Source organism: Dactylosporangium sp. CS-047395 (assembly GCF_050942185.1).
Taxonomy (GTDB): domain Bacteria; phylum Actinomycetota; class Actinomycetes; order Mycobacteriales; family Micromonosporaceae; genus Dactylosporangium.
The window spans coordinates 10,824,929-10,851,776 of the sequence record NZ_CP192015.1 but is presented as its reverse complement, the minus strand read 5'-3'; the positions used below and the strand labels follow the sequence as shown (position 1 = coordinate 10,851,776).

The 26,848-nt window shown below is 70.3% G+C and carries 21 protein-coding genes, 1 tRNA gene and 1 pseudogene; 8 read left to right on the top strand and 15 right to left on the bottom strand.

Going from position 1 to position 26,848, the window contains the following annotated elements; genetic code table 11:
* Nucleotides 1–44 precede the first annotated feature (44 nt).
* A complete protein-coding gene (locus ACQP00_RS50665) occupies nt 45–1,637 on the top strand; it encodes a sensor histidine kinase (protein WP_433211520.1) in 1,593 nt (530 codons plus the stop codon).
* Between the two features lie 144 nt (nt 1,638–1,781).
* On the top strand, nt 1,782–2,453 hold the full coding sequence (locus tag ACQP00_RS50660) for a response regulator (protein ID WP_433211517.1): 672 nt from the start codon (nt 1,782–1,784) through the stop codon (nt 2,451–2,453).
* A gap of 93 nt (nt 2,454–2,546) precedes the next feature.
* Here the strand turns inward: ACQP00_RS50660 and ACQP00_RS50655 are convergent, their stop codons facing one another.
* From ACQP00_RS50655 to ACQP00_RS50630, 6 genes are all read right to left on the bottom strand, one after another.
* On the bottom strand, nt 2,547–3,932 hold the full coding sequence (locus ACQP00_RS50655; RefSeq protein WP_433211514.1) for an FtsX-like permease family protein: 1,386 nt from the start codon (nt 3,930–3,932) through the stop codon (nt 2,547–2,549).
* Complete coding sequence (locus tag ACQP00_RS50650) at nt 3,929–4,636, bottom strand: ABC transporter ATP-binding protein (RefSeq protein WP_433211511.1); 708 nt, start codon at nt 4,634–4,636, stop codon at nt 3,929–3,931. Before ACQP00_RS50650 ends, ACQP00_RS50655 begins: the two co-directional genes overlap by 4 nt.
* Nucleotides 4,633–5,592 carry an efflux RND transporter periplasmic adaptor subunit gene (locus tag ACQP00_RS50645; protein WP_433211508.1) on the bottom strand — a complete coding sequence of 320 codons (960 nt, stop codon included), beginning with the start codon at nt 5,590–5,592 and terminating at the stop codon, nt 4,633–4,635. Before ACQP00_RS50645 ends, ACQP00_RS50650 begins: the two co-directional genes overlap by 4 nt.
* Nucleotides 5,593–5,723: 131 nt before the next feature.
* Nucleotides 5,724–7,619 carry an IPT/TIG domain-containing protein gene (locus ACQP00_RS50640; protein ID WP_433211505.1) on the bottom strand — a complete coding sequence of 632 codons (1,896 nt, stop codon included), beginning with the start codon at nt 7,617–7,619 and terminating at the stop codon, nt 5,724–5,726.
* Nucleotides 7,620–7,755: 136 nt separating this feature from the next.
* On the bottom strand, nt 7,756–10,071 hold the full coding sequence (locus tag ACQP00_RS50635; RefSeq protein WP_433211502.1) for an AbfB domain-containing protein: 2,316 nt from the start codon (nt 10,069–10,071) through the stop codon (nt 7,756–7,758).
* Nucleotides 10,072–10,189: 118 nt separating this feature from the next.
* Nucleotides 10,190–13,006: a PQQ-dependent sugar dehydrogenase gene (locus tag ACQP00_RS50630; RefSeq protein WP_433211499.1), complete on the bottom strand. Its 2,817-nt coding sequence runs from the start codon at nt 13,004–13,006 to the stop codon at nt 10,190–10,192.
* Between the two features lie 475 nt (nt 13,007–13,481).
* On the opposite strand from ACQP00_RS50630, the gene ACQP00_RS50625 reads away from it, so the two are divergent.
* Complete coding sequence (locus ACQP00_RS50625; RefSeq protein WP_433211496.1) at nt 13,482–14,126, top strand: DUF6230 family protein; 645 nt, start codon at nt 13,482–13,484, stop codon at nt 14,124–14,126.
* Between the two features lie 64 nt (nt 14,127–14,190).
* A complete protein-coding gene (locus ACQP00_RS50620; RefSeq protein WP_433211493.1) occupies nt 14,191–15,666 on the top strand; it encodes a DUF6114 domain-containing protein in 1,476 nt (491 codons plus the stop codon).
* A 171-nt stretch (nt 15,667–15,837) separates the two neighbouring features.
* Here the strand turns inward: ACQP00_RS50620 and ACQP00_RS50615 are convergent, their stop codons facing one another.
* The gene (locus tag ACQP00_RS50615; protein WP_433211490.1) at nt 15,838–17,508 is read right to left on the bottom strand and encodes a DUF885 domain-containing protein; all 1,671 of its coding nucleotides are present in this window, start codon (nt 17,506–17,508) and stop codon (nt 15,838–15,840) included.
* 122 nt (nt 17,509–17,630) lie between these two features.
* Between ACQP00_RS50615 and ACQP00_RS50610 the strand changes: the two are divergent.
* Nucleotides 17,631–18,446: pseudogene (locus ACQP00_RS50610) on the top strand (DMT family transporter); the annotation flags it as partial.
* 72 nt (nt 18,447–18,518) lie between these two features.
* Here ACQP00_RS50610 and ACQP00_RS50605 read toward each other — a convergent pair.
* Nucleotides 18,519–19,580 carry a PHP domain-containing protein gene (locus tag ACQP00_RS50605; RefSeq protein ID WP_433211487.1) on the bottom strand — a complete coding sequence of 354 codons (1,062 nt, stop codon included), beginning with the start codon at nt 19,578–19,580 and terminating at the stop codon, nt 18,519–18,521.
* Nucleotides 19,581–20,197: 617 nt separating this feature from the next.
* Between ACQP00_RS50605 and ACQP00_RS50600 the strand changes: the two genes are divergently transcribed.
* Nucleotides 20,198–21,130, top strand: a complete 933-nt coding sequence (locus tag ACQP00_RS50600) for a helix-turn-helix domain-containing protein (RefSeq protein WP_433211484.1) — start codon at nt 20,198–20,200, stop codon at nt 21,128–21,130.
* Between the two features lie 59 nt (nt 21,131–21,189).
* Nucleotides 21,190–21,393 carry a DUF397 domain-containing protein gene (locus ACQP00_RS50595; RefSeq protein ID WP_433053038.1) on the top strand — a complete coding sequence of 68 codons (204 nt, stop codon included), beginning with the start codon at nt 21,190–21,192 and terminating at the stop codon, nt 21,391–21,393.
* A gap of 4 nt (nt 21,394–21,397) precedes the next feature.
* Here the strand turns inward: ACQP00_RS50595 and ACQP00_RS50590 are convergent, their stop codons facing one another.
* From ACQP00_RS50590 to ACQP00_RS50580, 3 genes are all read right to left on the bottom strand, one after another.
* On the bottom strand, nt 21,398–21,601 hold the full coding sequence (locus tag ACQP00_RS50590; RefSeq protein WP_433211481.1) for a DUF397 domain-containing protein: 204 nt from the start codon (nt 21,599–21,601) through the stop codon (nt 21,398–21,400).
* 168 nt (nt 21,602–21,769) lie between these two features.
* On the bottom strand, nt 21,770–22,243 hold the full coding sequence (locus ACQP00_RS50585; protein ID WP_433211478.1) for a DUF6232 family protein: 474 nt from the start codon (nt 22,241–22,243) through the stop codon (nt 21,770–21,772).
* A 352-nt stretch (nt 22,244–22,595) separates the two neighbouring features.
* Nucleotides 22,596–22,685: transfer RNA gene (locus tag ACQP00_RS50580), tRNA-Ser, on the bottom strand.
* A 67-nt stretch (nt 22,686–22,752) separates the two neighbouring features.
* Between ACQP00_RS50580 and deoD the strand changes: the two genes are divergently transcribed.
* Nucleotides 22,753–23,460 (top strand): purine-nucleoside phosphorylase, encoded by a 708-nt coding sequence (gene deoD, locus ACQP00_RS50575; protein ID WP_433053023.1) that lies wholly within the window; start codon nt 22,753–22,755, stop codon nt 23,458–23,460.
* A gap of 1 nt (nt 23,461) precedes the next feature.
* Here deoD and ACQP00_RS50570 read toward each other — a convergent pair whose 3' ends face one another.
* Genes ACQP00_RS50570 through ACQP00_RS50555 form a run of 4 tightly spaced genes read right to left on the bottom strand, consistent with a single transcriptional unit; the run spans nt 23,462 to nt 26,788 of the window.
* Entirely contained in the window at nt 23,462–24,631 is a 1,170-nt protein-coding gene (locus tag ACQP00_RS50570; protein WP_433211475.1) for an ABC transporter permease, read from the bottom strand.
* Nucleotides 24,628–25,278 (bottom strand): ABC transporter ATP-binding protein, encoded by a 651-nt coding sequence (locus ACQP00_RS50565; protein ID WP_433211472.1) that lies wholly within the window; start codon nt 25,276–25,278, stop codon nt 24,628–24,630. Before ACQP00_RS50565 ends, ACQP00_RS50570 begins: the two co-directional genes overlap by 4 nt.
* A complete protein-coding gene (locus ACQP00_RS50560) occupies nt 25,275–26,300 on the bottom strand; it encodes a peptidoglycan-binding protein (RefSeq protein WP_433211469.1) in 1,026 nt (341 codons plus the stop codon). The genes ACQP00_RS50565 and ACQP00_RS50560 overlap by 4 nt, the downstream gene beginning before the upstream one ends.
* On the bottom strand, nt 26,297–26,788 hold the full coding sequence (locus ACQP00_RS50555) for a hypothetical protein (RefSeq protein WP_433211466.1): 492 nt from the start codon (nt 26,786–26,788) through the stop codon (nt 26,297–26,299). The genes ACQP00_RS50560 and ACQP00_RS50555 overlap by 4 nt, the downstream gene beginning before the upstream one ends.
* Nucleotides 26,789–26,848 lie beyond the last annotated feature (60 nt).

Sequence of the window (26,848 nt, the reverse complement as noted above, 5' to 3'; positions counted from 1 at the left end):
GCTCGTGGGACGTTTTTGTCGTACCCCGGGTCTACGGTTTTGGCATGCGGATCGATTTGGTGATCGGGATCGTGGTGGGAGTCGTGGTGCTGGTCACGACCCACGGCTCCCCGACCGGCACGCCCATCGAGCCCGCCACCCTGACCGCCGTCCTGGTCGCCTGCGCCGCCCTGACCCTGCGCCGCCGCCACCCGTTCGCCGCGTTCCTGGTCAGCTCGATCGCCGCCGAGGCGTACCTGATCCTCAACCACAGCAGCACCAACGGCACGATGATCCTGGCCGCTCCGCTGATCACGCTCTACACGGTGGCCGAGTCCCAGTCCCGCCGCCGCGCTCTGGCCATCGGCGTCCTGGCGGTGTTGACCTTCGCGGGGCTGCACATGCTGGTCAAGCCGTCCTCGTGGCTGGGCGCGGAGAACCTGGCCCTGGCCGCACTGGGCGGGCTGGCGGTGGCGGCGGGCGACGGGGCGCGGTCGCGGCGGGAATACCTGGCCGAGGTGGAGGACCGCGCCCGCCTCGCCGAGCAGGAGCACGAGGCCGAGGCGCTGCGCCGCGTGACGGAGGAACGGCTGCGGATCGCCCGCGACCTGCACGACGCCGTGGGCCACCAGCTCGCGTTGATCACCGTCCAGGCCGGGGTGGCCACGCAACTGCTGGACACCGCGCCGGCGCGCGCCCGCGAGGCCTTGGCCCACGTCCGCCGCGCGGGGCGGACGGCGCTGGACGAGCTGAGCGACACGATCGGGTTGCTGCGGCGGCCGGATGAGCCTGCTTTACCGCTCGATCCCTTACCGGGTCTGGCGGCGTTGCCTGCACTGGTTGCCGCCCACCGCGCGGCGGGGCAGTCCATCACTGTGGTTGGTCCGGGCTTTGATTCGCCCGACCTTTCGGTGGCGGCGCATCGTGCGGCTGGTCCGGGCGGTGGTGAGCCCGAGTTGCCGGTGGTGGCGCATCGGGCGGCTGGTCCGGCCGGTGATGGGCCCGAGTTGCCGGTGGTGGCGCATCGGGCGGGTGGTCCGGGCGGTGGTGAGCCCGACCTGTCGGTGGTGGCGCATCGGACGGCGGAGCGGTCCATCGCCGGGAGCGGCCCGGCGGGTGGTGGGGCCGCGTTGCCGGTGGCGGTCGACCTGACGGCTTACCGGGTGATCCAGGAGGCGCTGACGAACGCTTGCAAGCACGCGCCGGGGGCACCGATCCGGCTGTCGGTGACCAACGCACCGCAGCTCCTGCACATCCGCGTCGACAACGGCCCGGGTCCGCCCTCGACGAGCACCGCGGCCAGATCACGGGCAACGGCCGCCGCTTCCGGTGCGCGGCCCGCGAGTTCTCCGGCCGAGCTCCACGGCGAAACCGCAGTCGAGCCCGGCGCGGAGCGTGCCGTTGAAGGGCGGCTCGTGGCGGGGGCGGAGTCTGCGGTGGACGGGCGGCTGATGGCGGGGGCGGAGCGTGCGGTGGAAGGGCGGCTGGTGGCGGGCGCTGGAGCTGGGGCCGGGCTCGGGCTTGTTGGGATGCGGGAGCGTGTACTGGCCCTGGGCGGATCACTCACGGCCGGGCCGCGACCCGATGGCGGCTACCGCGTCGATGCGAGGCTGCCCCACTCGGCGGCTACCACCGAACCGAAGCCCGACCTGACGTGAGGCGAGGCGGCTCGGGGCAGGGCGACGCGGGGCGACGCGGGGCGGGGCGGCTCAGGGCGACATGGGGCGGGCGACGTGGGGCGGGGCGACGTGGGGCGAGGCGGCTTGGGGCGGATCGAAGCGGGGCGGGGAAGGGGGCGGTCGGTGGACGAGGTCATTCGGGTCGTGCTGGCCGATGATCAGGCGCTGATTCGTAGTGGGTTCAAGGTGTTCGTCGAGGCGGCCGAGGACGTGGTCGTCGTCGGGGAGGCGGCCACCGGGCGGCAGGCGGTCGAGCTCGTGCGCGCCGAGCGGGCTGACGTCGTGCTCATGGACATTCGCATGCCTGAACTCGACGGGCTCGCGGCCACTCGGGTGATCACCGGGGATCCGGCGCTCGCCGGGGTCAAGGTGCTCATCCTGACGACGTTCGAGGTTGATGAGTACGTGTTCGAGGCGCTCCGCTCCGGGGCCAGTGGCTTCCTCGGCAAGGGGGCTGAGCCGGAGGAGTTGCTGGCGGCCATCCGTACGGTGCATCGGGGGGAGTCGCTGCTCTCGCCTGCGGCTACCAGGAGCCTCATCACGCGATTCCTCGCTGAGCCGGTCCGGACGCGGACACCGGCGCGAGGGGATCGGAGGCTTGTCGGGCTGTTGACCGAGCGGGAGCGGGAAGTGGTCGGGCTCGTCGCCACCGGGATGTCGAACGATGAGATTGCCAGGCATCTCGTGGTCAGTCCGCATACCGCGAAGACGCACGTCAATCGGGCCATGACTAAGCTCGGCGCGCACGATCGGGCCCAACTGGTGGTGATCGCGTACGAGTGGGGGCTGCGGTAGAGCGCAGCCCCCAAGAAACGCTGCAGTGGAGCGCAGCCCCCAAAAAGACGCTGCGGCAGAGCGCAGCCCCAAAAAAGAACGACCGAGAGCGACCTAGGCCCGCATCACCGTGGCGATCGGGATTCTTGCTGCTCGCATCGCTGGGATGGAGCCGCCCAGGATGCCGGCGATCAGGCCGGCGATCACGCCTGCCACGCCGGCCTGCCAGGGGAAGGTTACGTCCTGGAGTTGGGGGATTCGGCTGCCCAGCAAGGCTGTCGCGGCGTTCAACCCCGCTGCTGCCGTGGCGATCGCCGCGCCCGCCGTCAAGAGGCCCGTCAGCAGGGTCTCCGCCAGGACGATGCCGGCCAGCAGAACCCGTGGCGTGCCTACGGCTCTTCGCAGGGCGAACTCCTCCACGCGTTCGCCCACCGTGGCCAGGCCCACGTTCAGGATGCCGGCCACGCCGATGAGGAGGACCAGGCCGGCCATGCTCAGGAAGATCCAGTTGAGGATCGTCAGTTGCTGTTCGAGTTCCTTGCGGGCGTTGCGGACGTCGGCGTTCAAGGACTCGCGCGGGACGCCCAGGGCCACCAGCTTGCGGACCAGCAGGGCCTCCAGCTCGCCGTTGCCGGGGGCGAAGGAGACCGCGAGGGGCTGGCCCGACCAGCTCATCGGGAGGGCGTCCTTCGACGGGGCGGCCGGTGACGCACCGGTGGCGGGCGCCGGTGGAGGTAGCCAGTTGTCGATCTCGTCGGCGCGGGCGTAGGCGACAGGCTGGGAGTTGCCGTCGTCGACCACGCCGATGATGCGGGGGGTGGGGTTGGCGATGCCGCCGTCGAGGCGCATCTCGGCCGGGATGGTGAACTTCGCGAAGCCCACCGCCGCCGCCTTGTTGATGACCAGGCGCGGGGAGTAGGACGGGTCGCCCGAGAAGTCCAGGAAGTTGCCGGCCACCGGGCGGAAGGGGCGGAACGGGCGGATGTCGTTGATCAGGGCCACCAGCGACAGCTCGATCGCGGCACCCTTCGGGGCCGGGGCGGACGCGTCGACCGGGACGGGGCGGCAGTTGCCGGCGTCGTCGCACGACATCTCGAACTTGGTGTCGGGGCCGTACACGACGCCGTCGCCCATCTGGTCCAGGTGCTCGAAGGACTGGCCGCCGGGGTTGATCGGGCGGACCCGCGGCTCGCCGATGATGGCCTGCATGCTGTAGTTCGCGGCGGCGCCGGGGCGGCCCTTGATGGTCTCGGCGGTGGCCTGGGCGGCGCCGGCGATCGGGGGGACCCAGTAGGTGCGGGTGCCGTCGCGGCCCATCTGGAGTTCGATGTCGGCGAGGGTGAGCGTGCGGACCGTCTCGGCGCCCGCCTGCACCGTGACGACGGCCAGGACGCCCAGGAACAGGGAGATCATCGACAGGAACGTGCGGGTCTTGCGGGCGCGGATGCCCTGGAAGCCGATGATGAGGGCGGATCGGAACCGCCCCGACAGCCTGATCACAGGACCCCCGCGGCGGTCAGCGACTCGGGGTGCAGGACGCCGTCGGCCAGGCGGACGACGCGCTGCATCTTGGCCGCGTGGGCCTGGTCGTGGGTGACCAGGATCAGGCCGCAGCCGCGGTCGGTGGCGGCGCGCATCACCTCGATCACCAGGTTGCCGGTCTCGGTGTCCAGGGCGCCTGTCGGCTCGTCAGCAAGAAGCAGCCGCGGCTGGCGGACCAGGGCCCGGGCGATCGCCACGCGCTGCTGCTCGCCGCCGGAGAGCTTGGCCGGCTTGCTGCGCGCGAGATGGGCGATCCCGACGAGTTCCAGCGCCTCCATGGTGCGCGCCCGGCGCTTGCGGCGGGGGAGCCAGCCCTGGCCGTTGACCAGGGCCATGGCCACGTTCTGGGCCGCGGTCAGGTGCTTGAGGAGGAAGAAGCGCTGGAAGACGAAGCCGAACTGGGCGCTGCGCAGGGCGGCCGCCCGGCGCTCGGAGATGCGGGCCAGGTCGCGGCCGCCCATGAAGTAGTTGCCCGAGTCGGGCCGGTCGAACAGGCCGATCAGGCTCAGCAGCGTGCTCTTGCCGGAGCCGGAGCGGCCGAGGATGGCCACGCTCTCGCCCTCGCCGACGGAGAGGTCGACGCCGTCGAGGATGACCCGCGGCTCCTTCTGGCCCTTGAGGGTCTTGGTGATGCCGTTGAGCTCGATGATCGGATGGCTCATTTGCCGCCGCCCGGGTTGGCACCCTTGGCGTCCGGGATGCTCGGGCCGGGGACGGAGACCGTCTCGCCCTCGGTGATCCCGCTCTTGATCTCGATCACCTTGCCGTCCGTGAGCCCGAGGGTCACCTCGCGAATCTCGCGGCTCTGGTCGGCCTTGACCACCTCGACCTTCCCCTTGCCCTGCGAGCCGGCGACGGCTTCGACGGGCAGGACGAGTACACCTGCGGCCTTGGCAGTAATGATCTCGACCGTGGCGGCGGCGCCGTTGATCAGCTTGGTGTCGGCCGGTCCGGTGCAGACCAGGCGCATCCCGGTCGCCTCCGAGGGCTGCTGTGGCTGGCCCTGCGTCGGCTGCGCGACGGGCGCGGTGCTCGACGGGTTGACCACGGGCGCCTTGGGCTCCGGGATCGAGCCGCCGGGCAGCGCCGCCAGGGTGCCCAGGACCGTGCACGGGAAGGGGCCGGGGCCGCTCTTGACCTGCGCGGTGACCGACTGCAGGGTGTCGGTGACCTGGTACGCCTGGGTGCCGTCGATGTCCGCCACGATCCCGTAGCCGGCCTGGCGCGCCGAGACGATCGGCATGCCCGCGGTCACCTTGGCGCGGTCGTCGACGAGCCGGCCGGCGAACACCGCGCCCGCGGGCACCTCGACCGGCGTGGCCTTGCCGCTGACCCAGATGTTCGCGACCTTGGTCGGTTTGGTGGGGGTACCGGTGGCCGCCTTGACATCCAGGTAACGCACCTCGCCGTCGATCGGCGCGACCAGCCCGAACGTCGGGTTCAGCGTGACCTTGCCGCTGAGGCTCACCTTGTTGGTCAGGTCCTGGCGGGTCGGCTTGGCGGTGGTCACCGCGGTGCCGCGATCGGCCAGGCCCGGCGGGGGCTGCTCGGCCGCTCCGGAGGCGGTGCATCCGGCCAGCAGGCCGAGCGCCGCCAGTACAGGCAAGATCCGTCGCATCCGCAAACCCCTCGGCATTGAAGTTCGGCACAGGCTAACCGCCATTGGTATGACGCCGATGCCCCGTTTGAGGGATGCACGCGAGAAAGCCCCGTCCCCCGAAACAGGGGACGGGGCGGGTGAAGCGAGGCTTACACCTTGTACGTGAACGTGACGCCGGTGCTGGTGCCGCCCGGGGTCGTGACCTGCACGGTAGTCGCACCCGCGGCGTGCGGCGGCAGGACCACGCGCAGCTGCGTGTCGGAGATCTTGGTGAACGCCACGACCGCGCCGCCGGAGGTCACCTTGGTCGCGCCGCCGAGGTTCGCGCCGGTGAGCGTGACGGTGGTGGCGACCTTGGTGCCGCCGACGCTCGGCAGGATCGAGGCGAGCGACGGTGCGGGCGGGGCGACGTAGGTGAACGGCAGGGCCGTCGCCTCGTAGCTGCCGCCCGCGTTGGTCAGCTTCAGCATGACCTTGCCGGCCGCGTGGGCGGGCAGGGTCACCTTGATCTGGGTGTCCGAGACCTTGGTGAAGGCCACGGCGACGCCACCCGCGGTGACCGACTTCAGGGATGCGAAGCCGGTGCCGGTGACCGTGACGGCGGTGGCCGCGTTGGTCGGGCCGCTGGTCGCGCTCAGCGCGCTCACGGTCGGCGCGGGCGGGGCGACCAGGGTGAGCCGGCCGCCCGCGACAACGGGGCTGATGCCGTACGGCGTGGTGACCGTGACGTTGTACGCGCCCGCCGGGAGCCCGGCCGGGACCGGGAACGTGATCGTGGTCGGCGAGGTGACCTTGAACCCGGCGACCGCGGTGGTGCCGAGCTTCACCGCGGTGGCCTCCGAGAGGTCGGTGCCGGTGACGGTGATCGTCTCGCCGCCGGCGGTCGAGGCGGTGGCGGCGGAGATCCCCGAAAGCGCCGGCGCGGCCGGGACGTAGGTGAACTTGGCCGCTGCGTTGAGCGCGCTGGTGCCCTTGGCGTTGGTGACCGTCACGTCGACGGCGCCCTTGGTGTGCGCCGGCGCGGTCGCGACCAGCGTGGTGATGCCGTTGGCCTGGGACTTGGTGAACTTGGCGTCGACGCCGCCGAACTTGACCGCGGTGGCGGCCGCGAGGTTGCCGCCGGTGATGGTGACCTGGGTGCCGCCGGCCACCGGGCCGCGGACCGCGGAGAGCCCGGTGACGGCCGGGGCCGGGATGACCGCCTTCTCGGGCGACTTGAGGCCGTTCACGGTGTACGCGGCCTGCACGTCGCTCGTCACGAACGACCAGGACAGGTGGGCGTCGCCGTTCGCGCCCCAGCCGGTGCCCCACTGGTTGCGGATCCACACGCCGTCCGCGTCGTACGCGTACGCCGTGATCATGTGCCCGCCCAGGTTGGTGCCGGTGAGCGTGTTGTACAGCGTGTTGCCCTTGAGGTACATGAAGTCCTTGAAGACCGGGATGCCGATCGCGACCGGCGTGCCCGCGGCGATCGCCGTCTTGATCGCGGTCTTGGCCTTGTCGCCCTGCTTGTCGCCGACCCACAGCGTGGTCCAGCCGGAGAGCTTGTAGTTGGCCGCGTTGGCGATCTCGGTCGCGGTCGGGGCGGTCTGGTAGCCGTAGACGCCCTGCACGTAGTCGTCCTGGGTGTCCACGCCGTTGGTGGTGGCCTCCTGCAGCGCGACGCCCGGGTTCAGGCCCACGTTCGGGGCGCCGCCCTTGGTGACCGCGCGCATGTAGAGGTACAGCGGGGCGTAGGGGGCGCCGGTGCCGCTGTCGCGGTTCGCGTAGAAGCCCATGATCGTGTGCGCGATCGTCCACGCCACGCAGGAGGAGATCTGGCCCTGATCGCCGACCGGGGGCAGGTTGGTGATCAGCGAGGAGCTGTCCGGGAGCGTGTCCTGGGCCCGGAACGCCGGGACGCTCGCGTTGACCCGGGTCGTGGGCGCCGCGAAGCCGCCGACGGGATGGGGGAGGGCCGTCGTGTCGGCCAGCGCGGGCTGGGCGGCGATCAGCGTGCCGCCCGCCGCCAGCGCGAGGCCGAGGGCAGAGGTGAGAAGGCGCATCCGTGCTCCTAACGGGGGGTTCCCTGACCCCACCGAGATCGGCACAGGCGGCTCCGGCCTTCGTGCGGGCCGGTGCGGATGGAGGTGCAGAAAGGTGGCCGGCCCCGCCCGGGACCGGCCACCGATCACGCAAGTGCTACGGCGCCCAGGGCGCGTCGATGGACCAGGTGCTGTCCTCGACGAACAGCCCCGCGCCGTCATAAGCCCCCGGGCCGCCCGGCGTCGCCAGCCAGACCTCCGAGTTGTAGTGCCGCAGGTACTGCCCGGGGAAGTTCCAGGCCGTCAGCCGTACCCCGCCGTTGCCCTGCTGCGCGCAGAACGTCGCGTCGGCCTTGAACAGCGCCGAGTTGTCGTTGGTGTCGATGCGCGCCCGGAACGCCTGGTGGCGCAGGTAGCGGCCCGGGAAGTTGCGGGACTCGAAGGAGTAGCAGGACGAGTCGGCCAGGCCGGGCACCACGCGCCAGGTCGCGTCCTGCTTGAGCAGGGCCGAGCTGTTCGCGTCGACGACCTCGGTGTACCCGAGGCTGTTCTGGTGCCGCACGTAGCGGGTCGTGCAGCAGGCCGTCGTCGCGCGCAGCGACTTGTACACGCCCGTCTGCAGCGTGGCCGAGCCGACCGGGCTGGACGAGGCGTTGATGAGCGCCTGGTTGCTCGCCCGCAGCCGGGCCGCGTCCACCTTCACCACCTGCCGGTCGTAGGTGAGCAGGCCGTTGACCTCATTCTCCACGTCGGTGATCTCGGTGTACACCGAGGCCGAAAGACCCTGCGGCATGCCGCCGGTGCGGATCTGCTCGTAGAGGCCGTTGAGCCGGTCGTTGAGCCGGGCCGTGCTGGGCTGGTCCTCGTAGGAGAAGCCGTTGCCGGGCGACCACTCGTGGCCGGCGACCCGCTGGCCCAGGCCGCCGAACTCGCCGAGCACGGCCGCGCGGGTGCCGGACGGGCGGGTGGCGCCGGGGCCGACGTAGATGTGGTTGTCGAGCACGTCGCCGTTGCCGCCGTCGACCGAGCCGCAGCAGTTGATCCCGCTCATGTTGTTGACGAGCCGCGACGGGTCGTAGGACTTCACGTGCGAGGCGATCCGGGCCTGGTCGTACTGCCCCCAGCCCTCGTTCTGATCCACCCACATGACCAGGGACGGCGAGCTGCGGTGCTGGTCGATGATGCGGTCGAACTCCGCCTCCCACTGGGTGCGGGCGGCCGTGGTCGGGTTCTTGCCGGTCGGCATGGCCGGCATGTCCTGCCACACGAGCAGGCCGAGCTGGTCGGCGGCGTAGAACCAGCGCTGGGGCTCCACCTTGATGTGCTTGCGCACCATGTTGAAGCCCAGGTTCTTGTGCTGCTGCAGGTCGGAGCGCAGCGCGGCGTCGGTCGGGGCGGTGTAGATGCCGTCCGGCCAGTACCCCTGGTCCAGCGTCCCGCTCTGGAACACGAACTGGCCGTTGAGCAGGATGCGCAGCTTGCCGTTGACGTTGCCGATCGAGATCGAGCGCATGCCGGCGTAGCTGCCGATCGAGTCGACCACCGTCGAGCCGCTCTTGAGGTCCACCTTCACGTCGTAGAGGAACGGGTCGTTCGGGGTCCACCGGTGCGCGTTCGGGACCGGCACGCTGAATGCGGTACCGACGCTGCCGTTGGCACTTCCGACCGCGGCTCCGCCCGACGACACGGTGGCGGTCACCGTCTGGCCGGAGAGCCCGGCGCCGAGGACGTTCACCGACAGGGTGTTGTTGCCGATGTTCGGCACCAGGTCGACGCGCGTGATGCGGGCGGTCGGGGTCGGCTCCAGCCACACGGTCTGCCAGATGCCGGAGGCGCCGGTGTAGAAGATGCCGCCGCCGGCGTGCGGCAGGACGTCGTTGCGCCGCTGCTTGCCCACGGCCTGGGTGCCGGCGTCGGTCGGGTCGTACACCCCGACGACGATGGTGTTCGTCCCGCCGTTGAGCAGCGTGGTGATGTCGTAGGTGAAGGCGTCGTACCCGCCGCTGTGCACCGCGCCCGCCTGCGTGCCGTTCACCCAGACCGTGGTCTGCCAGTCGACGGCGCCGAAGTTGAGCTGGACCCGCTTGCCGGCCCAGCCGGCGGGGATCGTGAAGGTCCGGCGGTACCACATCCGGTCGTTCTCGGTGATGCGCCGCTGGATGCCGGACAGTGCCGACTCGACCGGGTAGGGGACCCGGATCTGTTCACCGAACGTGCCGGGCGGGGTGGTCTGCCCGGAGCCGGTGACCGCGAAGTCCCAGATGCCGTTCAGGTTGGCCCAGTCCGCGCGGGTCAGCTGCGGCCGCGGGTACTCGGGCAGCGGGTTCGTGGTGGACACCGAGTTGGTCCACGGGGTGGTCATCGGCGGGGTCTTGGGCGTCCAGGCGCTGGCCGGCTGCGCGGAGGCGACCAGCAGACCGGCGGTGGCGACGAGCGGGGCGAGCGCGAGCGCGACCCGTCTGGAGAGTCTCATGCGTACTCCTCGAGGCAACGGTGGCGGCCGTAGCCGATCCATGGAGATCCGTAGATCCCCATGGACCAACACATCCACTCATATTCCAACGAGAAGTGTCAACATACAGCCGCACGTACTACTGGACGATCGTGAATTTCTCCCAGGGCCCGATGGCCGTGCGGTTGGCGATCAGCGCGCTCGCGCCGGCGTTCTCGGCGGTCACGTACTTGGCGTTGGCCTGGGCCAGGAAGCTCACCGTGCCGTCGGAGTTGCGGACCAGGGTGAACGTCTCCCAGGCCCCGACGGCCGCCCGGTTGGCGATCAGCGGGTTGGCCCCGGTGTTCTCGGCGCAGACGTACTGCCCGTTGGACCGGGCCTTCAGCGCCACCTTGCCGCTGCCGAGGTCGACCAGGTCGTACTGCTGGGCCGGGCCCATCGTGGTCGCGTCGGCGATCAGCGGTGTGGTCGCGTTGAGCGCCGTCACGTACTTGGCGTTCGCCGTCGCCCGCAGGCTGGGGCCGGAGGTGCCCAACGTGAAGGCGTCCACGTCGAAGAGGTTGCCGGCCCCGCCCTTGAACACGAGGTACAGCGTCGTCGTCGAAGCAGGCGCCCCGGTCAAACTGGCCGAGACGTTCGCGAAGGTCTCCCAGCCGCCGGTCGGGACGACCGTCGCCGTGCCGAGCAGCGTGCCGGTCGCCGAACCGGCCCGCACCTCGATCGTGCCGCCGGCGCCGGCCGACGAGACGCGCGCGGTGAACTGCGTGGCGTTGTTCAACAGGTAGGGCGCGAACGACACCCAGTCGCCGTTGTCGATGAAGCCGACCGTCGAGCCGCCCTCGGCCGCGGCGTGGCTCGCGATCTGCACCCCGCCCGACTGCAGGCCGAAGTGCTCGCCCTGGCGGTGCCGCGGCTGCAGGGTCGACACGCCGTGGCCGGTCAGGCCGCCCTTGTCGGTGTAGGAGGCGTCGAAGACCCCGTAGACGTTGGCCGCGGCGTCGTGCTCACCGTCGACCGGGACCGCGATCGTGCCCGTGCAGCCGGTGTTCGACGTGATCTGGTGCTGGTGGGCGTCGTGGCCGAGCAGGTACGTCACGGTGACCTTGGAGCAGTCGATCGTCCCGTCCTCGGGGTCGGTCACCGTGACCGAGAACGGCACGGTGTCGCCGAAGCTGAAGAGCTGGCCGTTGGCGGGGAGGTTGAGCCGTACCGTCGGAGCGCTGTTCCCCACCGTGACGACCGTGCTCGCGGTGCCGGTCAGCCCCTGCGGGTCGCGGACCGTGAGCGTCGGCGTCTTGGTGCCGTTGGTGGTGTAGGTGAAGCTCGGGTTGGCCGCGGTCGAGTCCGTGGTCCCGTTGCCGTCGAAGTCCCACGCGTAGGTGAGCGCGCCGCCCTCGGGGTCGGACGAGCCGGCCGAGGAGAAGGCCACCGTGAGCGGGTTCGGGCCGGAGGTCCGGTCCGCGGTGATCTTCGCGATCGGGGCGCGGTTGGCCCCGCCGACGTACTCGATGCGGTACAGCGCCTGGTTGTTCGCCCCGCTGGTGCCGTAGTCGAGCACGTAGAGCGCGCCGTCCGGGCCGAAGGCCATGTCCATGACCTGCGTGCCGGCCCACGGGAAGGTGGAGATCTCGCCGGGTGAGCCGTCCGCGTTGACCTTCACGGGCTTGATCCAGCGGCGGCCGTACTCCCCGGCGAAGAACAGGCCGTCGAGGCTCTGCGGGAACTTGACGGCCGAGCTGAGCCCGGCGTTGTAGCGGTAGACGGGACCGCCCATCGGCGACTCCGACCCGGTGCCGAACTCGGGCGGGGTGCCGGCGTCGCCGCCGTACCGGATCCAGCTGCTCTTGGCGGCGGGCAGCGTGGCCAGTCCGGTGTTGCGGAAGGAGTTGTTCGCCGGCCCGCTTCCGCAGTTGTACTTCGCGCCGGTCACGCCGGCCGCGAAGTCCCACTCGTTGTAGGTCTCCGACGTGGTGTTCGTGCCGGTGCAGTACGGCCAGCCGTAGAAGCCGGGGCCGGTGACCCGGTCGAACTCGACCTGCCCGCCGGGGCCGCGGTTCGGGTCCGTCGTGCCGGCGTCGGGGCCGTAGTCGCCGAGGTACACGATCCCGGTCGGCTTGTCGACGCTCATCCGGAACGGGTTGCGGAAGCCCATGGCGTAGATCTCGGGGCGGGTCTTCGCGGTGCCCGGGGCGAACATGTTGCCGGACGGGATCGCGTACGTCCCGTCGGTGTTGGGCTTGATCCGCAGGAGCTTGCCCCGCAGGTCGTTGGTGTTGGCCGACGAGCGCTGGGCGTCGTACTGCGGGTTGCGGTTGGTGCGCTCGTCGATCGGCGCGTAGGAGTTGGACTCGAACGGGTTGGTGTCGTCGCCCGTGGTCAGGTAGAGGTTCCCGGCCGCGTCGAAGTCGATGTCGCCGCCGACGTGACAGCACAGCCCGCGGTCGTTGTCGACCGTGAGCACCACCTTCTCGCTGGTCAGGTCCAGCGTGTTGTCGGACTTCAGGGTGAACCGGGAGAGGTTGAGGTGACCCTTCCAGGTGTTGAAGTCCGCGGTTGTACCGGTTGCCGGTGCGTCGCCGGACGGAGTGGAAAGGGTCGGCGAGTAGTACAGCCAGACCCACCGGTTCGTCGCGAAGCCGGGATCGGCGGCGACGCCCTGCAGGCCCTCCTCGTCGTGCGTGTACACGGAGAGCTTGGCCGCGACCTTGGTGTTGCCGGCGGCATCGGTGATCCGGACTGTGCCGTCGCGGGCGGTGTGGATCACCGACCGGTCGGGCAGCACCGCCAGGGACATCGGCTCGCCCAGTTCTGACGGGCCGAGGGCCAGCTGGACGTGCTGATAATCAGCGGCCGGGATGGTGATCGCGTGGGCCGGGGTTTCGGCCACGGCGGCCACGAAGGTGCCGAGAACGGCTGCGACCAGCAGCAGCGATCGTCGGCGCGGGGATGGTGCCATGATGGGTGTCCTCCTGAGCTGTGGGGTTCAGCCAGGCAAGACGCGCGCCGATCGCGCTTGCTATTTGTTACGTGTGCTAACTAACCATTCATCGATGCCTTTGGCAATGGGTCGGTGTGCGCATGGTGAAAAAGGAACCCCAGAGGTTTGTCGTTATAGAACCGTGATAATCGGCAAGATCGGTCACCTGTGGTAGCTATCACAGTGGGTGTCTGTCCGATTTGATGGCGTCCTCGCCGTTCCTGTTTCGGGTCGGCGACTACGCAGCGTATGAATTTGCGAAATTCGGGGTTACCCGCCGGTAACGACCGGCCTTGAACCCGCGCGGGGGACGGGGCAACATCGTCCGCACGCCCCGACCCGGCCCCTGGAACCCGCCCGGCAGCGCCAGGAACCGGTCCCGACGGCGCGATGCGTGCGCCCGCTGTGCAGGAGCGCCGCACCACCAGCACCCCGCGACAAGAGGGAGCCCTACGTGTCCGTAGCTCAGGGCAGCGCGGTGAAGGGCCGCACGCGATGGAAGCGTTTCGCCACCGTCGTCGTGCCGGCCAGCTTCATCGCCGGCGCCATCGTCTTCGGCCAGGCCACCGGCGCGATCGCCGCGTCGTTCAACGTCTCCGGCAGTCAGTTCAAGGTGTCCGCCGACAAGCTCGTGGGCACGGGCTTCGTGCAGTACGGCGGCATGGCCACCGAGAAGGGCGGCGACCCGCGCAACCCGGCCGACCCGAAGAACCACCCGGTCGCCGTCTCCGGTATCGCCAACGCCAAGCTGTACAACCTGTGCCAGTCGGTGAAGGTGCCCGGCCTGCCGGTGACCATGGTCATCCACGCCGGCAAGGACGCGAACAACCCGGCCGAGGCGACCGACCTGCTGATCGACCTGACGTCGCTCAAGGGTGACGCCACGTTCGACAACATCCAGATCGGCATCGACGCGTCCGACCTCAGCAAGGGCGGCGCCAACGCCAAGGGCCTGCAGGGCGGCTTCGCCCAGCAGGCGGACGGCGTGACCATCACGAACCTCAAGCAGGTCGCCTGGTCGACCACCGCCGGCACGTTCAAGCTGACCGGCCTGGACCTCGGCATCTCGACCGGCGCCAACGCCGAAGAGTGCTTCTAGCAGCTCCATCAGGGCCCGCGGGGATGCGACCCCGCGGGCTCCCTGTTTGTTCTTGGAGGACCCAGTGACCCCCTCGCACGCTTCGGTCGGTTGGCGTGCCCAACGACCGTATTGGGGCGGGCTGTTCCTGCTGCTCTCGGGCGTGGAGCTCTTCGTCAGCGGCAACCTCAAGCTGGCGCTGGAGGTCCACTTCGGACCGACCGGCTTCCTGTCCTACGTGATTCCGCTGATGATGCTGCTCTGCGGGGCGCTGACGTGGTTCAGCCCGCAGCAGCGGCTGTTCTACGGGATTCTCGGGACGGTGGTGGCGCTCTATGCGCTCATCGGGCTCAACCTCGGTGGTTTCTTCCTCGGTACCGTCCTGGGCCTGGTCGGCGGCGGCCTCGCCGTCGCTTGGGCACCTCCCGCGGCGCCTCCTTCGGTTGCGGAAAGTGCTGTTGAGGCGCCTGAATCGCCTGAACCGCTTGAATCGGCGCCGTACTACCGCGACACGAAGCTCGACGACTTCCTGGTCGAGGACGACGCCGCTCCCGGCGCCGCGGCCGGTGCGTGGCCGACGTACGACGAGTCCCGGCGACCACCGTCCGGCGTGCTCCGCGACGAGATCCCGACGGCCCAGCTCAGCCCCCTGCACGAAGGGCACGGTGCGGGCAGCGCCGATGAGCAGCTCCCCCCATCGGACGGCCCAGGTGATCTGCCCAAGCGGCGTCACCTGGGCCCGCTCCTGATGGCCCTGCTGCTCACCGCCGCGGTCGTGGCCGCGACGAACCGGGGCGGCGAGGCGTACGCCGCGCCGGCCGCGTGCCCGTCGGTCCCGTCGTCATCGCCATCCGCCAAACCGGCCGCCACCACCCCGGCGGCCCCGGCCACTTCGGCGAGCCCCACCCCGACGCCGACGCCTACCAAGGCCGAGGGTCTGCTCGACTGGCTGGGTGATCTGTTCACCGGCGGCGACAAGAAAAACGAGACGGAGCCTTCGACCGCCGCGTCGGTCGCACCCCCGGCGGCGACCACCACCGCCGCCCCGACCAAGCAGCCGGCCTCGGCGAAGCCCTCGTCGACCCCGGCCTGCGGCCTGACCAGCGCGTCGCCGACCCCGAACAACAAGAAGGCCCAGATCGCGGCGGGCCAGCCCTTCGTCGCCAAGCAGCCGTCGATCCTCAAGGCGGACGTGATGACGATGGACGGCCTGACCTACGACGGCGTCGCCGACCTCCCGCGCAAGGACGGCACCACGGTGAAGGTGCTCGCCTTCTCGATGAAGAACTCGGTCTCCACCCCGTTCGAGCTCGACACCCCGGGCGGCCCGAAGCTGCTGATCACCAAGAGCTCGAAGCTGACGGTCTCGGGCGACGTGAAGTTCTACACGACCCGGTTCTCGGCCAACGTGCTGGGACTGCTGCCGCTGACCTTCACCCCGTCGTTCCCGCCGCCGCCGATCCCGCTGCCGGGCTTCTACACGGCGTGCGAGATCGAGCTGGTCTACGTGCAGTCCAACGTGCTCACCGCGCCGGCGCTGGACATCGCCCCGGCCGCCTAGTTTTGTTGGTGGGCGTCGCACCTGGACGCCCACCAAGAGGCCACCTGAACCCCCTATTTGCTGCCCGTGAGACCCGGCCCGCTTTTGAGGGGGTGTGGGTGGAGCTTGCTCCCCCACTGTTCTTCAGGACATCGAACAGTATCCAACGGTGCCAGCCAGACCATCCGCTCCCTAGATGCGCGCCAGGGCCGCGCGCAGCGGGTCCAGACCCAGCGAGCCCAGGTTGAGCGCGTCGCGGTGGAACGCCTTGAGGTCGAAGTCCGCGCCCTTGCGGGCCTGGGCGTCGGCCCGGGCGCCCAGCCAGGCGCGCTCGCCCAGCTTGTAGGAGGGGGCCTGGCCGGGCCAGCCGAGGTACCGGTTGAGCTCGAACCGCAGGCTCTTCTCCTCCACGCGGCAGTGCGCGCGCAGGAACTCCCAGCCCAGCTCCGGCGTCCAGCGCTCGCCCGGCGCGAAGCCGAACGGGTTGTCGCGCGGGATCTCCAGCTCCAGGTGCATGCCGATGTCCACGATCACGCGGGTGGCGCGGAAGGCCTGGCCGTCGAGCATGCCCAGCTTGTCGCCCGGGTCCGAGAGATACCCGAGCTCGTCCATCAGCCGCTCGGCGTAGAGCGCCCAGCCCTCGCCGTGCCCCGACGACCACGCGAGCACGCGGCGCCAGCGGTTGAGCAGTTCGGCGCGGACGTACGTCTGCGCGATCTGCAGGTGATGGCCGGGGACGCCCTCGTGGTAGACCGTGGTGACCTCGCGCCAGGTCGAGAAGCTGTCCACGCCCTGCGGGACGGCCCACCACATGCGGCCCGGGCGGGTGAAGTCCTCGCTCGGGCCGGTGTAGTAGATGCCGCCGTCGGACGTCGGGGCCAGCATGCACTCGATCGCGCGGACCTGCTCCGGGATGTCGAAGTGGCGGCCGTTGAGCTCGTCCACGGTGGCGTCGGCGAGCTCCTGCATCCAGTCGCGGAACGCCTCCTTGCCCTGGATCACCCGGGCCGGGTCGTTGTCCAGGGCGGCGACCGCCTCGTCGACCGTGCCGCCGGGCACGACCTTGTCGGCCACGGTGCGCATCTCCGACTCGAGACGGGCGAGTTCGTCGAAGCCCCAGGCGTACGCCTCGTCGATGTCGACCGTCGCGCCGAGGAAGTAGCGGGAGGCGAGCTGGTAGCGCTCGCGCCCGGCGGCCTCCTTGGGCCGGCCGAGCGGTGCGAGCTCGCGGCGCAGGAACTCGCTGGTCTCCACCGTGGCGGCCCGCGCGGCCTCGGCCCGGGTGGCGAGCTCGGCGGCCAGCGCCGGGCTCTCGGCCCCGATGCGGGCGGCCAGGTCGGGGTAGAAGTTGTCGCCCTGCGGGTCGGCCCAGACCTCGCACTGCTTGGCCACCTCGACGATCTGCTTCGAGGGGGCGACGTTGCCGCGCTGGGCCTCGTGCAGCAGGGTCGTGCGCCACTGGGCCAGCGCCCGGGGCACGTCGCGGAGCCGGGCCAGGATGTTGGCCACCGCCTCCTCGCCGCTGCTGGGCATGAGGTCGAACGAGCTCCGCACGCCGTGCAGCGGGCTGGAGATCACGTTGACGTCGCTGGTGAGGTCGCCCGCCTCGTACCGCTCCAGGGCCAGCCCGAGCCGCTCCTGCATGGCCTCCTTGGCCACCCGCTCGGTCTCGGTCGCGGGCGTCTCGCGGTCCAGCGCGGCCAGCGCGGCCCGGTCCAGGTCGGCGAGGGCGGCGAAGCCGTCGGGTGAGAGGTCGGTCAGCTCGTGATCGTGGCCGGCCACGCCGACGAAGGTCGCCCCGATCGGGTCGAGGGGCGCCCACTGCTCGACATACCGGTCGGCGATGTCATCGATAGAACCCACGGGCCGACCCTACGTTACGAAACCGATCACCGCCGGGCACCCGGAGGCCAATTCGCAACCCGTGGCTCAGCGGGCCGTCGCGGTGTGTCCCCGGCCTCCCAGGATGATGCAGAGTAAGGACTATGACGAGTCCCGCCCCTGACATCAAGCGCTGGCTGCCCGCCTTCGCCGCGGTCGCCCTGATCTGGGGCACGAGCTTCATGTTCATCAAGGACGCGCTCACGGGGCTCGCGCCGGTCTACATCGCGCTCTACCGCATCGCCCTCGGCGCCCTCACCCTCGTGCTGTTCCTGGCGGTCCGACGGCTGCCGTTGGCCCGCGGGGCCAGACTGTGGGGGCATCTGTTCCTGTTCGCGCTTTTCGCTTCGACGGTACCGTTCGTGCTCTTCGGATACGCCGAGCAACGCGTGCCGTCCGTCCTGGCCGGCATCTGGAACGGCACCGCCCCGCTCACCACGCTGCTGGTCACCCTCGTCGCCGTCCGGTCGCAGCGGCCGGCCCAGCGCCAGATCTGGGGCCTGCTCGTCGGCTTCGTGGGCGTACTCGTCGTGCTGGGCGTCTGGAAGGGCGTCGGCGGCGCCTCGCTCTCCGGCCAGCTCATGCTGCTCGGCGCGGTCACCTGCTACGGCATCGCCTTCAACTACACCCGCTGGCTGCTGCAGCACTTCGAGATCTCGGCGTTCCAGCTCTCGGCCGGGCAGCTGCTGATGTCCACGCTGCACCTGGTGATCGCCGCGCCGCTCATCGCCGGGCGGCCGGCGTCGCCGCTGGACCTCGGGCCGCGGGTGTGGATCGCGATCGTCGCCCTGGGCGTGTTCGGCACCGGGCTCGCGTTCGCGCTGAACTTCCACGTCGTGCAGACGGCGGGCGTGACGACCGGCTCGATGGTCACGTACTTCCCGCCGTTCGTGGCCGCGATCGCCGGCGTCGTGTTCCTCAACGAGCACCTGACCTGGCACCAGCCGGTCGGCGGCGTGATCGTCCTGCTCGGCGTGGGTATCTCGCAGGGGCTACTTGCGCGATGCGGTTTTTTGGTGGGAGGCCGTCCACGCCAGCAGGTCGTCAGCGGGGAGCGTGTTGAGGATCCGGTCGGCCGGGACGCCGCAGGCGATCGCGCGCTCGCAGCCGTTGGCGAGCCAGTCGAGCTGCCCGGGGGCGTGCGCGTCGGTGTCGATGGTGAAGCGGCAGCCGGCCTCCAGCGCCAGCCGTAGCAGCCGCTTCGGCGGGTCCAGCCGCTCCGGCCGCGAGTTGATCTCGATCGCCTTGTCGTGCTCGACCGCGGCCGCGAACACCGCCTCGGCGTCGAACCGGCTCTCCGGCCGGGTGCCCCGCCCGCCGGTGATGAGCCGCCCCGTGCAGTGCCCGAGGATGTCCATCCGCGGGTTGGCCAGCGCCGTGACCATCCGCCGGGTCATCACCTCGGGCTCGTCCTTGAGGCTGCTGTGCACGGACGCGACCACCACGTCGAGCCGGTCGAGCAGCTCGTCGGTCTGATCGAGCGACCCGTCGGCGAGAATGTCGACCTCGATGCCCGTCAGGAGCCGGAACGACATGCCGATGGTCGCGAACCCGGCGTTGATGTCGGCCACCACGTCCAGCTGCTCGGCGAGCCGCTCGGCCGACAGCCCCCGGGCCACGGTGAGGCGCGGCGAGTGATCGGTGAGCACGAGGTACTCGTGCCCGATCTGCGCGGCCGCCATGGCCATCTCGTCGATCGGCGACCCGCCGTCGCTCCAGTCGGAGTGCGCGTGACAGTCGCCGCGCAGCGCGTGCAGCAGCCCGGCCGTCTCGGCGTCCAGATCCTGCCCGGCCGTCGCCTCGAGCCGGCGCAGGTAGACGGGCTGCTCGCCGTTGAGCGACTCGACCACGCACCGCGCGGTCACGTCCCCGATGCCGGCGATGTCGGTCAGGGTGCCGGCCTGGGCTCTGGTGGCGAGCTCGCCCTCGGGGAGCTTGCCCAGCTTGGCCGCGGCGCCCCGGAACGCGCGGACGCGGTAGGTCTTCTCGTGGGCCCGCTCGAGCAGGAACGCGATGCGACGCAGGTCGGCGATCGGGTCACGCGCTTCTGGCATGTGGACCACGCTAGCGCTCACCCGTCCACGGCGCCCTGGCGCTTCCACGCCACCGCCGCGACGGTGTGGTTCGGCGTTGGCGCTGACCTGTCCGCGGCGCCCGGGCGCTTCCACGCCCGCCGAGACGGTGTGGTTCGGCGTTGGCGCTGACCCGTCCGCGGCGCCTGGGCGCTTCCACGCACCGCCGCGGCGTCCCTCCGGGGGCCTATTCCAGCGGCGGCGTGGTTCGGCGACGGCGGCGGGCATTCCGGGATGCGCAGAGCGGCGCGCGTAGCCTCACCCGGCGGGTTCGGGAAAGGTCTGACAACGAGCGGGCGCAAGGACGTGTTGTCGCAGCTCGCACCGGTTTGCCGGGTTGGTTCACATAAGTCGGTTGTGTAACAACTTGGCTAACCTGCTACATCCCAACCTGCCTTATGGCAGATGAGTCTTACACTGTCTCCGGCCCGAACGGGGCCATCCGAACGGTCGACATACTTGTCACAAGATCGGGCATGTCGGCCGTCGGCCGGCTTTTCCCTGGTCTTCGACCCTAAGCAGACCGAATCGCGAGTAGGGTGGGCGACAATCGGCCATACGGCACCTAGACGTACGACTGACGTCCAACGAGGGACACGATGAGTTCGGGTGACACCCCTGCCGTCGCGCGCCGAAAGGTGCGATTGGCGATCAAGGACGCCCGGAACGCCAAGGGTGACACGCAGACCCAAGTGGCCGAAGCCATGGAATGGTCGTTGTCCAAGGTGATGCGCATCGAGTCCGGCGAAGTGACGATCTCCGCGAACGATCTGCGGCCCCTGTTGTCGTATCTCGGCATCAAGGACCGCCGGACCGTCGACGATTTGGTGCAGGCCGCAAAAGCTTCGAAACAACGGCGCCAATGGTGGGACGAGAGTCGCTATCAGGGCCATTTGACGCCGGCCATGCGACAGTACATCAGCTTCGAGGCCGAGGCGACGTCCACCCGGACATTCGCACCGGCCGCGATTCCCGGATGGATGCAGACGGAAGAATACGCACACGCCGTGATGCAGCCATTCGTCGAGGATCTCACCAGCGAGGTCATTTCGGCCCGGTCCGCGATCCGGACGGCGCGGCGGAATGTCCTGCTCAAACGCAATCCCCGGCCCAGTATCTACATGGTGCTCGACGAGTCGGTGCTGCTGCGCAACATCGGTGGCGACCAGACCACCCGGGAACAATTCACGCTCATTCACTCCCTGATCGGCGAGGGCTGGCTGCACATCCGCATCCATCCCATGGCGAACCCGTTCGCGCCATTCGGCCACTTCGACCTGCTGTACCTCTCACCGGAGGAGAGCGGTCACGCCGTGCTGTACCGGGAGAGTGGCACCGTCGACGAGATCGTCGACGACGAGACCCGCATCGTCCGGCACCGCAAGGCGTGGGACCAGATGTGGGACGGCTCGCTGGACCAAGAGAATTCGACAGCCCGGATCGCCCGGGCGGCGCAGCTACCCCGCCCCGCCGCCGACGCCCCCGACGATTCCGACGACTCCGGGCCGGTCGAGAGAGGATCCTCGCGCTAGTCGAGGACCCAATGGGGGTGGTCCCGGCCACCTCCCCGCGAAGAAAACCAGGTGAAACAATGCAGAAGCCCGTCACGCTGTCCGGCTGGCAGAAGAGCAGCTACTGCGCAAACCAGAGCTGCGTCGAGGTCGCCGACCTGACGACGGCAACCATTCTGGTCCGCGATGCCAAGAAGCCGGAGGGTGCCGTGCTGTCGTTCGACCGCCAGACCTGGGGCGCGTTCGTCGGCGGTATCAAGGACGGTGAGTTCGACCTTCAGTAGGCATTCAGCATGGCGGAGGAAGTGTGCCGGAGCGCAGGTCGGTGACGAAAGCCCGCCAATCCGCCTTGCTGAATCGCAATTGAACGTCGGCCGGATCCTTCGAGTCGCGGACCAGCACCGCGTCGGTGGCCGTGGCGACCTCGACGCACGCGTTATTGGTGCAGGAACGCGACTTGCGCCAAGCGGGACCGTTGCTGTTCTCGGCCATCGGGTCGGCCTCCTCGTAACCCTAGGACGTGAACCTTCAGCATACGGATCGAGTCATTACACGACACGTGAATATGCGAAGTTGGCCCATGAATGCACATTACCGGCAAACCGGGCAACGAGCGTTGCCCGCGGAACCACAGTTCCGCGGGCAGATCCTCGACGATCGTCAGAGCAGTGCGTTCAGCTGCCGGTACTCCTCGGCGTAACCCCCGCGATCCAGCCGCTCGACACTCGCCGCGCTGGCCGCGAACGCCCGCATCAGACCGCGCCGCACCCGCAGCAGCGCAATCGCGTTGCTCGATGCGAATAGCGTGACCCCGGCCCCCGCGTAAGTGGCCCGCAAGAACCACACGACGGGCGTGAAGATCCGCACCACCCGCCCGGAGAACGGCGACACCGACAGCACCGCCGCCGCGATCATGAATTGGCCCGGTCGATCCGTGATCGAAATTCCCGCCACCGCCCCCACGGTGACCAGAGCGCCGGCGACGAGCGGTACGGTAGGTATCGCACGTCGACTGTGCTCGATGCGCAGATCTTGGAGCGCCTCCAGGTCGTACACCTGGGGCTCGGGCTTCCAGACCGCGAACACGTCGTCGGTGATGACGATATCTCGGTCCTGATAGAAGACGTTGGGCATCGGTTCCCCCCTTAGCCTCGTCTCAGTATCTATCGGCTGTGCGACTGCCCGCTAGACCGCGAAGTGCCATATCGCACGTTGCGTAATTCCCACTCGCCGTGCCCCTGCTGTCGCTGCCGGTCATCCCCCTGGTGAACGCCACCCTAGCGTCGCCCAGCCGCACGCATCGGCACAAATGGAATTCCGCGCGGTCGATCGCCCGCCACCCCACCCCCGGGGTCAGCCACACGACGGGGAAGGTGAGCCGAACGGCGCTCGGGCCAGACGCCTGCCGATGAAAACGCCAAAACGTCACAAACAGCCAGAAGCCCGGCGCCGTCGTGATGACGGGCCGGGCATCCGGGTTGGCCGTTGGCGGTGGCGCGGGGATTCGAACCCCGGGAGGGCTTGCACCCTCACACGCTTTCGAGGCGTGCTCCTTAGGCCACTCGGACACGCCACCGCCGAAGAGGTTACCTGACTGCCCGGGGCCATCCGCGCGGGGGCTCGCCGTTTGGCAGGATCACGGTATGAGCACGCACATCGGCGCCGAGCCGGGTCAGATTGCCGAGCGGGTCCTCATGCCGGGAGATCCTCTCCGGGCCAAGTGGATCGCCGAGACGTACCTCAAGGATGCCCGCTGCTACTCGACCGTCCGGAACATGCTCGGGTTCACCGGGACCTACGAGGGGGTCGAGGTGAGTGTCCAGGGCTCCGGCATGGGCATGCCCTCGGCCAGCATCTACGCGCACGAGCTGATCAACGACTACGGGGTGAAGGCCCTGATCCGGGTCGGCAGCTGCGGGGCGATTCGCGATGAGCTCAAGCTTCGCGACGTCGTGGCGGCCATCGGGTCGAGCACCGACTCCAACATGAACCGGGCGCGGTTCGACGGGCTGATCGACTACGCGCCGGTGGCGGACTTCGGGCTGCTGCGCACCGCGGTGGACGTGGCCGCCGAGAAGGGGATTCAGATGGTGGTCGGGCCGATCCTGGCCGCCGACGCGTTCTACACGGATCGGCCCGACCTCTATGACCGCCTCGCCGACTACGGGGTGCTGGCGGTGGAGATGGAGTCCGCCGCGCTGTACACGATCGCGGCCCGGTACAACGCGCGGGCGCTCACGCTGCTGACGGTGAGCGACCACATCAAGACCGGGGAGCGCACGACCGCGCAGGAGCGGGAGCAGACGTTCAGCCAGATGGTCGAGATCGCCCTGCAGACGATCATCAAGTAGCTCAAGCAGCCGTGTTGAGGGCCGCCGTCGGGGACATCCGGGCGGCCCGCATGGCCGGGTAGAGGCCGGCGATCGCGCCGATCACCAGCGTGGCGACGAGGCCGCCGGCCAGTACCCAGGCGGGCAGCACGGCGGGCCAGTCGCGCCAGGCCGCGTACGACGCCGTGACGAGTGCGCCGAGCAGCCCGCCGGCCAGTCCACCCAGGGCGGCGAGCAGCAGCGACTCGGCCAGGAACTGCAGCCGGACGTGCGTGCGGGTGGCGCCGAGTGCGCGCCGCAGGCCGATCTCGGGGCGGCGTTCGAGCACGGAGATGACCATGGTGTTGGCCACCCCGACGCCGCCCACGAGCAGGGCAACCGCCCCAAGACCCAAGAGCAGTCCGGTGTACGCCGTGTCGGTCGCCTCCTTCGCCGCCAGCGCATCCGACGGCCTCGACACCTGCACCTCGTTCGGCGCCGCCGGGTTGGCGGTCGCGGCCAGGACCGCGGCGACCTCGGGCACCGCGTCGTCGCGGGAGCGGCTGTAGATGGTGGTCGCGTACCCGTCGAAGCCGAGCACGGAAGACGCCACCGGCCAGCCGATGAGGGCGGCGGAGTCGAGTTCGGGCGCGAGCGGTACCGGATCCAGGATCCCGACCACGGTGAACCAATGCCCGCCGAGCCAGACGTTCAGGCCCAGGCCGCCGGTGAGGCCCAGGATGCCGGCGGCGCGGGAGCCGAGCACCACGGTGGGGTAGGTCGGCGCGGCCAGCCAGGTCCCGGCGTGCACGGTCGCGCCGACGGTGCCGGGCAGCGTGGTACGCGCCGCGAGCACCGCGATGCCGCCGGACTCCGCGGTGGGGATGCGGTCGGTGCGGTACACATGGGCGGAAGGAACGCGGCCGACGGCCGACACCGCGGTGACCGGCCCGATCCGGGCGACCATGGCCTCGGCCTCCTCGGGCAGGTGGGAGGCGTCGCCGAAGAACGACTTGCCCGGCCCGGCGGTGAGCAGGTTGGTGCCGAGCGTGGCCAGCCGCCGGTCGACCTCGGCGCGGCTGGAGGCGGAGATGCCGACCACCGCGACCATGGCGGCGATGCCGATGGCGATCCCGAGCGCGGAGAGCACCACGCGCAGCGGCCGGGTCCGCAGCCCGATCCCGCCGAGCCGCAGAATGTCCGCGAACTTCACGACAACCGCCCGTCCCGCAGCGAGATCTGCCGTGGCAGCGCGGCGGCGATGTCCTGGTCGTGCGTGATCACCACGACGGTTGTCCCGGACTCGTGCAAATCACCCAGAAGGCGCATGACGTCCGCGCCCGCCGCGCTGTCGAGGTTCCCGGTGGGCTCGTCGGCCAGGAGCAGCGGCGGGTTGCCGAGCACCGCACGGGCGATCGCCACCCGCTGGCGTTCCCCGCCGGAGAGCTGGTGCGGACGATGTGCGAGGCGGTGCTCGAGGCCCACCCGGGCAAGGGCGGCGGCGGCCTGGCGGCGGCGGGAGGCGAGGCCCACGCCGGCGTACAGCAACCCGTCCGCCACGTTGTCCAGCGCCGACGTCCCCGGCGCGAGATGGAACTGCTGGAAGACGAAGCCGATGGTCGAGGCGCGCAGCCGGGACAGGCCGGCGTCGGACAGGCCGGAGACGTCCTGCCCGTCGATGCGCACAACGCCGCCCGACGGCACGTCCAGCGCCCCGATCAGGTGCAGCAGCGTCGACTTGCCCGAGCCCGACGGGCCGACGATGGCGACCAGCGAGCCGGCGGCGATCGTCAGGGAGACGTCATCGAGGGCGACGACGCCTCCGGGGTACACCTTCCGGACCTTCTCGAGCGCAATCATCCGGCGACTCCGACCGTCAGTCCCGCCGCCAGCTCCGGCCCCGAGACCTCGACCTTGCCGGAGGCGAACAGCCCCGTCTTCACCGCGACCGTGCGCGTGGCGCGCTCGCTGACCAGCTGCAGCCCGTAGCCGCCCTCGGCCAGCGCGACGAGCGCCCCGACCGGCACGATCAGGACGTCCCGGCGCTGCTCCGACACCAGGGTCACGGTCACCGGGGCGGCGTCGAACGTGCCGAGCTTGTCCTGCTCGGCCACGGTCACGGTGACGTCGACGGTCACCTTGGTCTGGTTGTTCTGGGTGGACGCCGTGGCCACCGCGCCGATCGCGGAGATCTTCCCGGGTACCTCCCGATCGTCCGGCAGTTTCACCGTCGCCGCCGCCCCGATCGCCGCCAGCCGCTGCTCGGTGACGTCGAGCTGGACGGTGACCAGGCGGGTGGAGCCGGTCCACTGCAGGATCGGCCCGGTCGCGCCGTCGCCGAGGTGGGCCTTGACCTCGCCGACGCGCACCGCGTCGGGCGCGACCACGATCCGGCCGAGCTCGACGGTGCCGGTTTCCGGCAGCCCGAGGTCCTCCTGCCAGTCGCGCACGGCGTCGGCGGTCGCGGCCGTGTACGAGTCGTCGGCGGTGAAGCCCTTGTACCCGAGCGCGGCCAGGTTGGCCTCGAGCGCCCGCACGTCGTCGCCCTCGTCGCCGGGCTTCAGCGCGCGGTAGAACGGCGCGGCGGCGTAGAACAGGACGACGGGGCGGCCGTCAGCCCGGTACAAGACATCGTTGCGTCTGATCGTGGAACCCTCGGGCGGCAGCGCGGTGACGGTGCCGGGGAGGCGGCCGTTGACCGTGACCGGATCGCCGAAGCCGAGCGTGCCGTCGACGCTCTCGGTCGCGGTCAGCGTGCCTTTGGTGATCGTGGTGGTCTTCACCGCGACCGGCGGCGGCGTTGCCGTGCGGTGCCCGAACCCGGCATATCCGATGACGGCGACCAGGACGGGAACCGGGATCAACCACAAGAGCCGTTTCACCGTTGTACCAGCGACTTGCACGCGTCGGCCGCCGCCTTGAACGCGGGGGAGTTGAAGTCGATCCCGCTGTTGAGGATCGCCGAGACCCCGGTGTTCGGGTCCGGGTCCGGCATGGCGATCCCGTGCTCGCGCATGCACTTGGCGAACGCCCGCGCCTGCTCCAGCTGATCCGGCGAGAGGTTCTGCAGGTCGCCCCCGTTCGGCAGGTACTGCTGGCAGGCCGAAGCCGCCGCCACCGCCTTGCTGCGATCCCCGCCCGCCACGTCCGGGTCGAACTGGATGCTCCCGTCCGGACCGGGGTCGGGCACGTCCACCCCGTGCCCGCGCATGCACCTGGCGAACTGGCGGTTGGCCTCGGCCTTGTCGGGCGCGGCGCTCGCCGGGGCCTTGGTGGTGCCCCCGTCGGCGGTCGCGACGGACGGCCCCGACGGCGCGGACGAGCACCCGAACAGCAGCAGACAACTCATGACGACCAGCAGCTTCCTCATGCCGCCAGTGAAGGGAGGACCCGGTAAGACCGGCATCAGCGCGGGCGCTTATCCCCGGCT